This window comes from Kitasatospora sp. NPDC059673, assembly GCF_042734215.1.
Taxonomy (GTDB): Bacteria; Actinomycetota; Actinomycetes; order Streptomycetales; family Streptomycetaceae; genus Kitasatospora.
In genome coordinates this window covers 22483-34827 of record NZ_JBHWEN010000002.1, presented here as the reverse complement: position 1 = coordinate 34827, position 12345 = coordinate 22483, and the positions used below count along the sequence as shown (strand labels likewise).

Genomic DNA, 12345 nt, shown 5'->3' with positions numbered 1-12345 from the left:
ACCGGTAGCACTCGACGGAGCTCGGCACGGTGCCGGCGGCCTGGAGGGGCCCGTCGCGAAGCCTACGGCTACGGCTGCGAAACACCGGAGTCCGTTCGTGAGGTGCTGGGGTCCGCGGCCCTGACCCAGTCGATCAGCGAGTCACGGAAGCGGGCACGTTCGGTCAGTGGCTTCCTCGGCTCGGACGGTTCCCAGTGGCTCGCCAGCCGGTTCAGACTCAGGAAGCGGACAGCACTGTTTGCCTCGGGCGCGTCGTGGACAGCTCGGGCGAGAATGTCGAACACGGCATCGCGGGTCTTCGGTTCAGCGGCCGAGTGGTCCATCCAGACCTTGAAGGCGTCGATCGCGTTGTCGGGAGCAGTGTCGTTCTCCAGGGCGGTGCGCCAACTTTGGACGATCCAGGGGAGATTGCCCTCGTACTCGGCACCTGCGACGAGCAGGGACGGCGTGCCGCATGCCTCCGTGCGGATGGCGAGGTACAGGAACGCCTGACTGCTGGAGCGGCGGAGCGACTCGGTGGAGCTACGGGCCCATTGACGCAGTACCTTCCGAGTCTGCTGGCGTTCGTCGGGGCGCTCCCACATGGTGTTGATCGCTTCACCCACCGCGGCGGTGACGGCGGTATTGCCACGAGCGGCCAGTTCACCCAGCCGAAGCAGTGCCTCCTTCGGATAGACCTGGCTCACCTGCTGGCACACACCGGCCAGGGTGGCCCGAAGGCTGTCCGGCTCCTTGTCGTCGCGTGTCCAGACGAGACTCTGCTCGCGCACCAGACGACCGACCCCGCTGTCCACCGCCGCGATCGACAGGAGGTCGCGGGCGTGCCCGCGGAGGAGGGGCCTGGCGGACCACACCGTGGCCACCGCCTTGAGCACTTTCACCGAACGGCTCTTCTGGGTGTGGCGGATCACCCACACCGCCACGCGATCGGCGAGTTGTGTGCCGAGACCGCCAGGCAGGCAGGCGGCCTGGTGCGCCGTCCACTCGGTGAAGCGGTCCACGAGATGGGCCCGGTCCAGCAGGAAGTACTCGACGACCGCCTCCGCGTAGTCCTTGCTGGGCAGCGTGACCGTGGCTTCGGCGGAGAGCTCCGCGCCGATCATGTGGGTGAGTTCGATGATGCCCGGCCCCTGCTGGCCCGGCCTCGGCGTGGGTTCCTCTCCGAGATCTTTGGCGAGGCTCTCCGAGGCGTGATAAATCAGCTCGACCGGACTGCCGTCCATGGCGGCTGCCGCAAGAAGGTAGTTGCGGTGATCACTGTTGGGGTGGGCCATGTGCCAGGAGAGCAACTGGTTTCGCCAGTCGGCCATGGCCTCGACGACACGTTCAACCCGAGCCCTGAACTCTTCGACGCCCTGTTCACCGCCTGCCGCGGCAACCAGCGTGGGGGCCGGCCGAGCCTCCTCGGTCACGATGGCCTCGGCCCAGCGCTTCACCTCGCCCGGAAGCTTACGGGCGATCGCATGCTCGATCCGCGAATTCCCGATCCACCGCTCGGGCTCCTGACACCCGGCCAAGGCCAGATGGGCCCGGAGGACCTCCGGAGCGTCGGCCGGCTCGATCAGCACATGGGACTTGTCGCTGCCGTCGCTGATGGTTGACCACACCTGTGGGCTGGTCAGTACGACGAGGTACGACGTCGCGGCCTTGAGTGTGCCGGTGTCCTGAAGCGAGTAGCCCAAGCCGCCCGCCACCGTGTCGCCCTCGGCCCTGAGATCAAGAATCCAGCCGATGTTCTGTTGGCCTGTCAGGTCGGCGAGCGAGAACGGGTCCCGTGGCTCTCGGTGGAAGCGCTTGAACGTGAGGTCCTTGCCGAGTTCCCGCAGGAGACAGAGGCCGGCGGCCTCGCGTCCTGCACCGTTCTCACCGATGAGTACGACGACGTGCTCGTCGCGCAGCTTGATTCTCGCCTCGTCGAGGTTCTTCGGCGGGACGTGGACCGCGAGCTGCTGGTCGACCCAGCCCGGGCGCAGCTCGACGGTGCGCATGCCATTGATGATGTTCTGGAACTGTGCGCCGATGGTGACACCGTAGTTCGTGCCGACGTTCTGTTGGACCGACGGCCCGGCGGCGGTGGGCTGTTCGGGCAGCAGGACACCCGGGTCTTCCTGGTGCGTGCCGCCGGGTGCAGCGTGCTCGGCCGGATCCGTCGCTGCGGAGGCCGAGTGCCGGTCAGGGGATCCGGTCTCCTCCGGCACCTCGTTGTCGGAATCCTGTTCCGGCGTGCCGGGTGGCACCGGCCGGTGGTGGCCGTGCTGAGCGGTAATGCGGCCCGCCGGTTCGTCTTCGGCGCCGTCGTCGAACTCCGCAACTGCTGTCGCTGGTGGCAGGTGTTGACCGGGGGCCAGGAGGTGGGCGGTCCCGAGATCGACCGCCTCCGCGGGCCCGTCCGTCGAAGCCGCATCTGCGGGAAGAGGCGCGGGCGTGGGCGGCTGATCGTCGGCGGGGCCCTGGCCACGGAATCGGAAGGGGGAGTTCATGCCGCATCTCCTGGTGCTGGACGAGTGTGGTGCCGGGGACGCTCGCGGGTGGCGGGGATCAGTTCCTCATGCCCCGCCGCCGATCACGGGGGCGGACATCCCGATCACCGTCGAGCCGCGTCCGACGGTCTTGACGTCCTGCTCGACCGCTCCGGCAACGATCGCCCGGGACGCGTGCATGCCCGTCAAGTCGCCTGCCAGGTCGTCGATTCGCTGCATGACCACGGGGGCGGAGTGCGGACGCTGCTCGCCGGTGAAGGTGAAGCGGTGCGAGTAGATCTCCTCCAGTGCCGCGCGGAGTTGACCGAGGACCTCGGTCAACACTTCGTCGTCCGGTACGACCAGGGCCGGATTCTGCTGGTAGCGGGCAAGTACCGTCCTGGCCATCCGCAGCTGCCCGGCGCGCTCATGCAGGCACTGGTCGTTGACCGTCAGCGGCAGAGCGACGGTTCCCACGAGTGTGAGCGGCAGGTCGGACGCGGTGAGTTCGACGGCGGCTCCGCGCCCCCCATGACGGTCGAGGAGTGCCTCAACGCGCCCGTAGAGGAAGGTGAAAGTCGGCTGGAGTGCCGTGGCGGCCACTGCGGCGAGGCTGAGAACGTCGGACATCGGATCCCCCGGAATTTCGACAGCTGGTCAGTGGAGAAACATTCATACAGCCGGGGCAGGTGGTGGCGTGTGGAAAATCGAGACAATGGCTGAATCCGAGCCGGCCGACATGGAGAACGTCTTTTCGATCTGTCGATCAATCGGTCAGAGTTTCGATCCGGCGGCAGCCTTCGGGTGTGCCAATTTGCGCATGCCGAACTGTCGGAAATGGTTCGTGTATTGATAGGAGGAATGGTAGCTCGTCAGAGTTGAGACACATGCGGGCCGTTCCCCACGCGGTGTCCGTGTCGAGCATGCCGGCGCTGGCGCGAACCAGTCGAAGCGCGCACCAGCTCGTCAGTGGAGCCAGGATCCATCGACGCATCGTCATTGCTGGAGTGTGGCACGGCGAAGAGGGTGGGGCGGCAGATGTGGAGAGCTGGTCGACCAGCCTCATGTTCGAATTATTGGAATCTCTCGGGCCGGAGTGTGGGAACCGGTTGAACAAGGAATTGGCTCGTGTGAGTTCAGTGGACGCCGCCGCCTGACCAAATCCGGTGCAACGGGGGTGGGGTGCGGTGTCGACCATGTGTGTGGGCAGCGGCTCCCCGCTTCCGGGGGGCTGATGCTGTGCAGGCGGACGGCGGTGACGGGTCCGCGGCGGAGACCTTGAGCGGGCGGTCGCCTGCGGGCGCAGGTGGGGAGGGGAGCGCCGGCGGTGGAGAAACCGACTCTCCGCCCGCCGGGCATCGACCGTTCGAGCGCCGACGGCGCGGGTTGGTCAGTTGCTGGTCCAGCCGGTGAGGTCGGCGGGGCCGCGGCCGAGCAGGTGGGCGGCGGCGGAGCGGTACTCGCTGCCGGGGATTCGGACCGGACGGGGGGAGCTGGCATCGAAGTCCTGCGAGATGCGCAGCTGGGCCTGCTCGCAGGAGTCGGCCGCGTGGGCCGGGGAGGCGCCGGTGAAGGTGCCGACGGCGAGGACGACCGCGGCGGCGATCGAGTGGGCCCGGCGGGCGAGGTGGTGGAACTTCATCGTGCGCATTCCCTTTCGAATGGCCGTGCGGGAGGAGTGGCACCGCGCAAGCACGCACTGCGGGCGGCTGGAAGCCGGTCGCAGTCACGGTGGTTCGGGTACCGGCACGATGATGGCGGGCGGATGGGACCGCGATCGATGCGAGAGTGGTCCCACTCGGCCGATCGGGTGGTACGTAGTACCGCGTCCCGGCGTGCGCCGGCCCGAAGTGCGCCCCATGCGCGCTGTGGGAACGTGAACTGTCTTGAGAGCAAGGGGGATGGCGAGTGAACCGATGGCCGGACGAGGTGACCAGGGTGCTGATGGCCTTCGGGTGGACACCGGGAAGGGCCGTGGAGATCGGGCAGTGGCGGGAGCTGTTCGAGCCCAGGGGTGTGGAGCTGCACGCGGCGGCGGAAGCGTTCCTGCGAGAGTTCGGCGGGCTGGCCGTCGAGATCGACGGGCCCGGAATCACCTGCGCGCACACCGTTCGAGCTGGATCCCGAGCTGGCCGTGGGGGAGGAGGACAAGTACCTGGAGCTGTGGAAGACCGTCGGGCGGTGGATCGTCCCGCTCGGCGGACGCGGACTCGACCGCGGCCGGTTCTTCCTGGGCATCGACGAGACCGGCGAGGTCTACCTGGTCGAGTGCGGGCCGGCGAGTTTCGGGCCGATGCCGCAGGCGATGGAGCACCTGATCCTCGGCGGCCCCGCCCGCTGGATCCGTGACGGACCGTCAACCAGCGCTCAGGAAACGAGCTGACCGCCGTGCCGGGTTCGGCGTAGGTTCGACCGTGGTGATCCACAACTGACGGGTGGTAGAAGGATGATCGAGTCGCATCCCTTGCTGGAGTACTTCCTGAACGCCGCCAAAGGCGTGTTCCCGCCGGCGGACGGCGAGGTGACGGTGCACGGGCCGCTGGGCGGCGGGCTGGAGTGCTCGGTCGCGTTCACCGGGCACGCGGTGGTCGCCACCGCGCGGCCCGCCGAAGAAGTACGGGCACTGGGCGCGGACGGGTTCGGCGAGTCGATGGCGCCCGACTTCCTGCGCCACCTGGCCGGCCCGGGCGGATGGATCGGCTGCCTCGACGCGACGCTGGTGGCCCCCGGCAGCGGCGGCCCCGCACAACTCGGGGCGCTGGACGGGGCGGACGAGCACCCCCGGGTACGGCACGCCCGCGAGCTGCGCAGCGGCGTCGAGGTGTACGGGGACGGGCGCGGACTGGTCACCCTCGCCCAAGGCCTGGCCGGGCGCCGGGAGTTGAGCATCGAACTGAACGATCCGGACGAGCCCGTCCCGGGCCGCGGGCGCTCGCTGATCACCGACGCGCTCACCCTCGTCCCGGAAGGCGAGCCGGTCTTCGCCGCTGTCTCGCCCGGCAACGCGCGCTCGCTGCGCGCCTTCCTCGCGTGCGGGTTCACCCCCATCGGCAGTGAGGTGCTGCTGCGCCCCCGGCGGCCCGCGCCCGTTCACCCGGCGTAGCGGCCCGCGCCCGTTCACCCGGCGTAGCGGCCCGGCCGCACCGGGGCGCGGAGATCCGGGGCGCGGGCTAGCGTGGGACCGGGCCGGTAAGCGGCGAGCGCCGCCGGCCCGATCCCGGTCGGCAAACGTGGCCGACCGGCCGTCCCCGGGAGCCGCCGTGAGCAACGAACCCCAGGGCCCGGACGAACTGGGCCCGATCGACTACCTGGTGATCTCGTTTCCGGGAAGCCGACTGACCGGTGAGGGAATGCCGCTGCTGCTCGACCTGGTCGAGCGCGGCATCATCCGGATCCTCGACCTGACGTTCCTGCGCAAGGGCGCCGACGGCACGGTCGTGGGCGTCGAAGTGGCCGACCTCGACGGGGACGGAAAGCTGGACCTCGCCGTGTTCGAGGGCGCCTCCTCCGGTCTGCTCGGCGACGCCGACCTCGCCGAGGCCGGCGCCCTGCTCGACCCCGGCGACTCCGCCGTCGTCCTGCTCTACGAGAACCGGTGGGCCGCCCCCCTGGCCGCCGCGCTGCGCCGGGCCGACGCCCGGATGCTCGCGGGCGGCCGCGTCCCGCTGCAGGACCTGGTCGACGTCCTCGACGCGATCGAGGAGACCGGGACCGGGACCGGGCGCACGGCCTGAACCGCGTCCGTGGAGAAGCTTGCGGGGAAGTCCGTGGAGAAGCCTGCGGAGAAGTCCCCGGAGAAGCCTCAAGAGAAAAGAGAACACCATGCCAGGACTGCTCCGCGGCGTCGCCCGCACGGCGGTCATCTCCGGTACCGCCACCGCCGTTTCCAACCGGGTCTCCCGTCGGCAGGCCGGTCGGTGGGCGCAGCAGGAGTCCCAGCAGGTCGGCTACGCCGAGCCCGCCGCCCCGCCCCCGCCGCCGCAGGCACAGGCGCAGGCGGGCGCCCCGAGCATGGAGCAGAAGCTCGACCAGCTCCAGCAGCTCGCCACCCTCAAGGAGCAGGGCGTGCTCACCGAGCAGGAGTTCGCCGCGCAGAAGGCGCGGATCCTCGGCGGCTGAACCGGGGACCGGCACGCCCGGCAGGCTGGGAGGCGCAGTGAACAGGTGGAAGCCGCTGATCGTCCTCGGGACGGCCCAGTTCCTGATGGTGCTGGACGCCTCGGTGATGAACGTGTCGATCAGCCAGCTGGTTGCCGACTTCCACACCGAGGTGACCACCATCCAGGCCGTCATCACCCTCTACACCCTGGTGATGGCGGCCTTCATGCTGACCGGCGGCAAGATCGGCGACATGGTCGGCCGGCGGCAGGTCTTCGTGATCGGGCTGGTCGTGTACGGCATCGGCTCCGGGCTGACCGCGCTGGCCCCGACCGTCGCGGTGCTCGCGCTCGGCTGGTCGGTGATCGAGGGTCTGGGCGCGGCGCTGGTGCTGCCCGCGCTGGCGGCCCTGGTGGCCGGGTCCTACCAGGGGCGGGAGCGGGCGATCGCGTACGGCGTGGTCGGCGGTCTGGCGGGCGCGGGCATCGCCGTCGGGCCGCTGCTCGGCGGCTGGGTCACCACCTACCTGACCTGGCGGCTGGTGTTCGCGGGCGAGGTGGTGCTGGTCGTCGCGATCCTGGCGGTGATGCGCTGGGTGCCGGCGCAGCCCCCGCCGAAGGTGCGACCCGCGCTGGACGTGCTCGGCGCCGCACTGTCCGCCGCCGGTCTCGCCCTGATGGTCCTGGCCGTCCTGCAGAGCGGCACCTGGGGCTGGGTGCAGCCCCGCAACCCGCCGTTCACCGTGCTCGGCTTCGCGCCGACGCTGTTCGCCATCGGGCTGGGCGTCGTACTGCTGTACCTCTTCTCCGTCCACGAGCGGCACCGCGAACGGCGGGGCGGGACGCCGCTGGTCTCGCTGGACCTGTTCGGCAACCAGCCGCTGCGCGCCGGGCTGGTGACGCTGTTCAACCAGAACACCGTGCTGCTGGGCCTGTTCTTCGTCATCCCGCTCTACCTCCAGGTCGTGCAGGGCCTGGACGCCTTCCAGACCGGCCTGCGGCTGCTGCCGGTGTCCGTGGCGATGCTCGCCACCTCGATGTGCGGCTCGCTGCTGCTGCGGTTCGCCTCCTCCCGGACGATCGTCCGGACCGGCCTGCTGGTGCTGCTCGCCGCCACGCTGTGGCTGATCGCGGCGATCGGGCCGCAGCTGAAGGGCGCCTCGTTCGCGGGCGCGATGGCGCTGCTCGGCGTCGGCATGGGCATGCTCGCCTCGCAGCTGGGCAACACCGTGCAGTCCAGCGTGCGGACGGAGGAACGCAGCGAGGCCGGCGGCCTGCAGTACACCGCGCAGAACCTCGGCTCCTCGCTGGGTACGGCGCTGATCGGCGCACTCCTGATCGGCGCCCTCGCCGCCTCCGTCACCACCCGGATCGAGAGCGACCCACGGGTGAGCGAGGCCGTCGCCCAGGAGACCGGGACGCACGTGGAGGCGGGGGTGTCCTTCGTTCCCGCCGACCAGGTCGCGGCCGACCTGGCCGCCCGGACCGACATCCCGCCGCAGGAGGCCGAGGCGATCGTCGGCCACTACCAGGACGCGCAGATCCAGGGCCTCAAGTCCGCCGTCCTCGCCTGCGCGATCATCACCGGCGGCGCGCTGCTGTTCACCCGCCACCTCCCCACCACCCGCCACCTCCCCACCACCCGCACGGCACCCCGGCCGTCGGGCTGACGCCGTTCGCGGCGCTCAGCGCCTTTCGCGGCGCCCAGAGCCTTCGCGGCGTTCGGTGCCGCCCGCAGCGGTCAGCGCCGTCCGCAGCGTTCAGCGCCGCCTGCGGCGGGCGAAGCGCCAGGCGCCCTGCTGGGCGAGCAGGGTGAGCACCCCGGCGAGGACGATCCCCGACAGGTTGAGGGCGAGCTGTACCGCGGAGCCCCAGCCCTGCGCGTACTCGCCGTACGCCACGGCCACCGCGGCGTTGGCCGCGGCCGGCACGGTGGTGACCGAGATCGCCACCCCGACCAGCGCGGACGCCTTGGCCGAGGTCAGCGACAGCAGGCCCGCGACACCGGCCAGGAAAGCGACCACGAAGGACATCGCGTCCGGCTGCCAGATGAACGAGGTGTTGGGGCGGGCCGCCGCGAACTTGGCGTCACTGAACAGGCCGAGCGCGTCCATCGCCAGCGCGAACCCCACCGTGAGGACCATCGCCACGGTGAACCCGACCAGCAGAGCCAGCAGCGAGCGGGCCGCCGGGCGGGCCCGGCGCTGCACCATCGCGACGCACAGCCCGGCGAGCGGGCCGAACTCCGGGCCCACGGCCATCGCGCCGACCACCAGGATCGCGCTGTCCAGGACGGCGCCGCAGGCGGCCAGCATGGTGGCGACGGTCAGCAGGGCGAGGAAGACCCAGCTGAGAGTGGACTCCTCGTGGACGATCCCGGACACCTCCTCCCACACCAGCGCGTCCACGCCCTCGCCCGGGGCCCGCTCCTCCGCCTCCTCGGCGGCCCGCGAGATGGTCAGCCCCGACTCGTCCGCGGTGATGGCCCCGTGCTCGGCCAGGCCCAACGCGCGCAGCTCGCCGAGCAGTTCGGAAGCCGCCTCGCGGGCCACGTCGCACAGCACCAGGTCGCCGGCCGGGCGGACCGCCCCGCCGGGCAGCACCGCGACATGGGCGACGCCGACGCAGGCGTCGAGCCGGTCGAGCACCTGCCCGCGCAGGTCGGTGGGAACGATGAGTCGCAGCTGAAGCAAGGAGTCCTCCGGACGGTCGCCTGTCCGCCAAACCCTAGGCCCTGCCCCCGGGCCCGCTTCACCCGGCGTAGCGGGCCGCCAGGGTGCGTGCCGTGGCGGCGAGGCGGGCGCGGAGTTCGGGCGGTTCCAGGACCTCGATCCCGGTGCCCAGACGGAGGAACTCGCCGTGTGCGTGGTCGACCGACTCGATCGGCACCCGGGCGTGCGTCCACGCGCCCTCCGGGGGCACGCCGAGGCGGCGGGCGCCCTCCGGAGTGAGGCGGACCAGGGCGTGGCCGGTGTGCAGGCGGGCGCGGAAATCGGCCAGGTGGGAGGCCCAGTACGCGGGCAGGGAGAAGTCCGGCGGGAGGGTGAACTCCTCGTCGAGGCAGGTGAGTTCGAGGATCTGGTCGACCCGGTAGGTGCGGATCCCGGACGGCCCGCCCGCCACCAGGTACCAGCGGCCGGCCTTCAGTACCAGGCCGTACGGTTCGACTCGCCGCGAGATCTCCTCGGGGGCGCGCCAGCGGCGGTAGCGCAGCAGTACCGCCTGCCGTGCCCACACCGCGCCGGCCACCGCCGCCAGGTGCGGGGTGCGGTCCGCGTCGCCGTACCAGCCGGGGGCGTCGAGCAGGAAACGCTCCTGGATCCGGTCCGCGTGCGCGCGCAGCTCCGCCGGGAGCGCGGCCCGCAGCTTCAGCCGGGCGGTGGTGAGCGCCTCGCCCAGGCCGAGTTCGGCGGCGGTGCCCGGCAGCGCGGCGAGGAACGCGGCCTGCGCCTCGTCGGCCGTCAGCCCGGTCAGCCTGGTCCGGTAGCCGTCCACCAGGCGGTAGCCGCCCGCGTGCCCGGCCTCGCCGTACAGCGGGACGCCCGCCGCGGCCAGCGCCTCGACGTCCCGGTAGACCGTCCGGACGGAGACCTCGAGTTCGTCGGCCAGCTGACGGGCCGTCAACCGACCCCGGTTCTGGAGCAGCAGCAGGAGGGTGACCAGTCGGCTCGCACGCATGATCGCCAGTGTCCCGGACTTCACTGACAGTGGATGTCAGGGGAGCGGCCGTAGCGTGCGCCGCATGAACGACTTCGACTTCCTGCACGGCACCTGGCAGGTCGCCAACCGCCGTCTCACCACCCCGCTGGCCGAGCCGCCCGGCGGCACCTGGGCGGAGTTCCCCGGCCACGCGGTGGTCCGGCCACTGTTCGGCGGCGCCGGGAACATCGACGAGATCGACTTTCCCACCCTCGGACGGCAGGGCGTGACGCTGCGCCTGTACGACCACCGGGCGCGGCAGTGGACGATCCACTGGTCCGACAGCCGCACCGGCCGGCTCGACCCGCCGGTGGTCGGCGGGTTCACCGGCGACCGCGGCGACTTCTACGGCGACGACCAGTACGAGGGCCGCCCGATCCGCGTGCACTTCACCTGGCACCGCCTCGGACCCGACACCGCCCGCTGGGAACAGGCCTTCTCCACCGACGGCGGCCGCAGCTGGGAACTCAACTGGACCATGGACCTCACCCGCACCGGGGCAGCCGCCGCATGAACATCGTCGAACTTCGCCAGTACACCCTGCACCCCGGCGCCCGGGACACCCTGATCGACCTGTTCGAGCGCGAGTTCGTCGCCGGCCAGCAGGACGCGGGCATCACGCTCGGCGGCCGCTTCCGTGACCTGGACGACCCCGACCGCTTCGTCTGGATCCGCGCCTTCCCCGACATGGCACACCGCCGGCGCGCCCTGGAGGCGTTCTACGGCGGCCAGGTGTGGCGGGCGCACCGCGAGGAGGCCAACGCCACGATGGCCGACAGCGACGACGTCCTGCTGCTGCGCGGCCCCGGCTTCCGCCCCGACCCGGGCACGAAGGAGGTGGAGGTGACGATCTGCCGGCCGCCGTCCGCCACCGCGTTCGACACGTACGCCGACCGGCACCTGCACCCGTGCCACGCCCTGCACCGCACCGAACACGCCGTCAACGACTACCCGCAACTCCCCGTCCGCACCGGCCTCGACGTCCGCGTCTGGTTCGGCCCGGCCGCCCCGCCGCCGTGGCCGCCGCTCCAGCGCCTGCGGCTGGCGCCCGTGACGGCCTGACGGTTCACCGGCGCTGCACCGTGCACCCCAGCAGCGTGGCGTTCTCGCACACCACCGCCGCCTCCCCGACCTCGACGCACGAGCCCTCGGCGTCGAGCCCGGCGCCGTACCTGCGCCCCGAACTGGCCCTGCTGTTCAAGGCGTTGTGTGACTCCGGGGCGATCCGCGTGACCCGGAGGAGCACGGGGAACCGGGGAGTCGCGGCGGCCCGGCCGGGCCCCGGGCCGTCAGCCGAGGCGGTGGAAGGTCGCCGGGACGGGCAGTGAGGCCCAGCGGGGGAGGGGCCACAGGAGGACGCGGGCGCGGCCGACGACGTGGTCGGTGGGGACGAAGCCGCCGCCGGGGTTGTGGAGCTGCTGGTAGCGGGAGTCGGCGGAGTCGTTGCGGTGGTCGCCCATCACCCACAGGTGGCCCGCCGGGACGGTGACGGTGCCCACCGGGTAGTCGTCGCAGGGCGTCGCGCCGGGGTAGAGGTACGGCTCGTCGAGCGCGGTGCCGTTCACCGTCAGGGGCCGGCCGGCGCGGCAGTCCACGGTGTCGCCGCCGACCGCGACGACCCGCTTGATCAGGTCCTTCTCGTCGGCGGAGGGCGCCAGCCCGACCCAGCTCAGCGCGGAGCGGACGCCACCGAGGACACCCCCCGTGTCGGTGGCGCCGGTGAGCCAGCCGCCCGGGTCGCGGAACACCACGACCTCCCCGCGCCGCGGGGTGTCCCCGAGCCAGGGGCTGAACTTGTCGACCGCGACCCGGTCGCCCTTCTGCAGGGTGCCCATCATCGAGCCGGACGGGATGACGAAGACCTGGAACACGAAGGTCTTCAGCACGAACGCCAGCACCAGCGCCACCGCCGCGGGCACCACCAGCCCGCGCAGCACCGAACGCCGGCCGGTGGGCCGCTTCCGCTTCGACGAGGCGATCGCCCGCAGGCGGGCGGAGGTGCTGGCGAGCAGCGCGGCACGGTACGACAACGGACGACCCTTCCCCCGGAGGCCGGACCGCCCTTGCGGCTCCGCCCGGGCGCCATCGTA

Annotated in this window: 13 protein-coding genes and 1 pseudogene; 7 read left to right on the top strand and 7 right to left on the bottom strand. The window is 71.6% G+C overall.

What is annotated here, in order from left to right:
• Positions 1-68: 68 nt before the first annotated feature.
• From ACFV18_RS02460 to ACFV18_RS02450, 3 genes are all read right to left on the bottom strand, one after another.
• Positions 69-2480, bottom strand: coding sequence for a hypothetical protein (locus ACFV18_RS02460; protein ID WP_380478385.1), 2412 nt, complete (start codon positions 2478-2480; stop codon positions 69-71).
• Between the two features lie 66 nt (positions 2481-2546).
• Positions 2547-3089, bottom strand: coding sequence for a hypothetical protein (locus ACFV18_RS02455; RefSeq protein ID WP_380478383.1), 543 nt, complete (start codon positions 3087-3089; stop codon positions 2547-2549).
• A gap of 760 nt (positions 3090-3849) precedes the next feature.
• The gene (locus tag ACFV18_RS02450) at positions 3850-4101 is read right to left on the bottom strand and encodes a hypothetical protein (protein ID WP_380478381.1); all 252 of its coding nucleotides are present in this window, start codon (positions 4099-4101) and stop codon (positions 3850-3852) included.
• Between the two features lie 302 nt (positions 4102-4403).
• Here ACFV18_RS02450 and ACFV18_RS02445 point away from each other — a divergent pair.
• From ACFV18_RS02445 to ACFV18_RS02425, 5 genes and pseudogenes are all read left to right on the top strand, one after another.
• A pseudogene (locus ACFV18_RS02445) lies at positions 4404-4842 on the top strand (SUKH-3 domain-containing protein).
• Positions 4843-4905: 63 nt separating this feature from the next.
• A complete protein-coding gene (locus ACFV18_RS02440; RefSeq protein WP_380478379.1) occupies positions 4906-5562 on the top strand; it encodes a hypothetical protein in 657 nt (218 codons plus the stop codon).
• 157 nt (positions 5563-5719) lie between these two features.
• A complete protein-coding gene (locus tag ACFV18_RS02435) occupies positions 5720-6193 on the top strand; it encodes a DUF6325 family protein (protein WP_380478378.1) in 474 nt (157 codons plus the stop codon).
• An 88-nt stretch (positions 6194-6281) separates the two neighbouring features.
• Complete coding sequence (locus ACFV18_RS02430; RefSeq protein WP_380478376.1) at positions 6282-6578, top strand: SHOCT domain-containing protein; 297 nt, start codon at positions 6282-6284, stop codon at positions 6576-6578.
• A gap of 37 nt (positions 6579-6615) precedes the next feature.
• Positions 6616-8226 (top strand): MFS transporter, encoded by a 1611-nt coding sequence (locus tag ACFV18_RS02425; RefSeq protein ID WP_380478374.1) that lies wholly within the window; start codon positions 6616-6618, stop codon positions 8224-8226.
• A 90-nt stretch (positions 8227-8316) separates the two neighbouring features.
• Here the strand turns inward: ACFV18_RS02425 and ACFV18_RS02420 are convergent, their stop codons facing one another.
• Both ACFV18_RS02420 and ACFV18_RS02415 read right to left on the bottom strand, forming a co-directional pair.
• The gene (locus ACFV18_RS02420; protein WP_380478372.1) at positions 8317-9249 is read right to left on the bottom strand and encodes a DUF389 domain-containing protein; all 933 of its coding nucleotides are present in this window, start codon (positions 9247-9249) and stop codon (positions 8317-8319) included.
• Between the two features lie 58 nt (positions 9250-9307).
• The gene (locus ACFV18_RS02415; protein WP_380478371.1) at positions 9308-10234 is read right to left on the bottom strand and encodes a helix-turn-helix transcriptional regulator; all 927 of its coding nucleotides are present in this window, start codon (positions 10232-10234) and stop codon (positions 9308-9310) included.
• 64 nt (positions 10235-10298) lie between these two features.
• Here ACFV18_RS02415 and ACFV18_RS02410 point away from each other — a divergent pair, with 64 nt between their 5' ends.
• Both ACFV18_RS02410 and ACFV18_RS02405 read left to right on the top strand, forming a co-directional pair.
• Positions 10299-10769, top strand: coding sequence for a hypothetical protein (locus ACFV18_RS02410; RefSeq protein ID WP_380478369.1), 471 nt, complete (start codon positions 10299-10301; stop codon positions 10767-10769).
• Positions 10766-11317: an NIPSNAP family protein gene (locus ACFV18_RS02405; protein ID WP_380478367.1), complete on the top strand. Its 552-nt coding sequence runs from the start codon at positions 10766-10768 to the stop codon at positions 11315-11317. Before ACFV18_RS02410 ends, ACFV18_RS02405 begins: the two co-directional genes overlap by 4 nt.
• 4 nt (positions 11318-11321) lie before the next feature.
• Here the strand turns inward: ACFV18_RS02405 and ACFV18_RS02400 are convergent, their stop codons facing one another.
• Positions 11322-11456 carry a hypothetical protein gene (locus tag ACFV18_RS02400; protein WP_380478365.1) on the bottom strand — a complete coding sequence of 45 codons (135 nt, stop codon included), beginning with the start codon at positions 11454-11456 and terminating at the stop codon, positions 11322-11324.
• Positions 11457-11544: 88 nt separating this feature from the next.
• On the bottom strand, positions 11545-12285 hold the full coding sequence (gene lepB / locus ACFV18_RS02395; protein ID WP_380478363.1) for a signal peptidase I: 741 nt from the start codon (positions 12283-12285) through the stop codon (positions 11545-11547).
• Positions 12286-12345 lie beyond the last annotated feature (60 nt).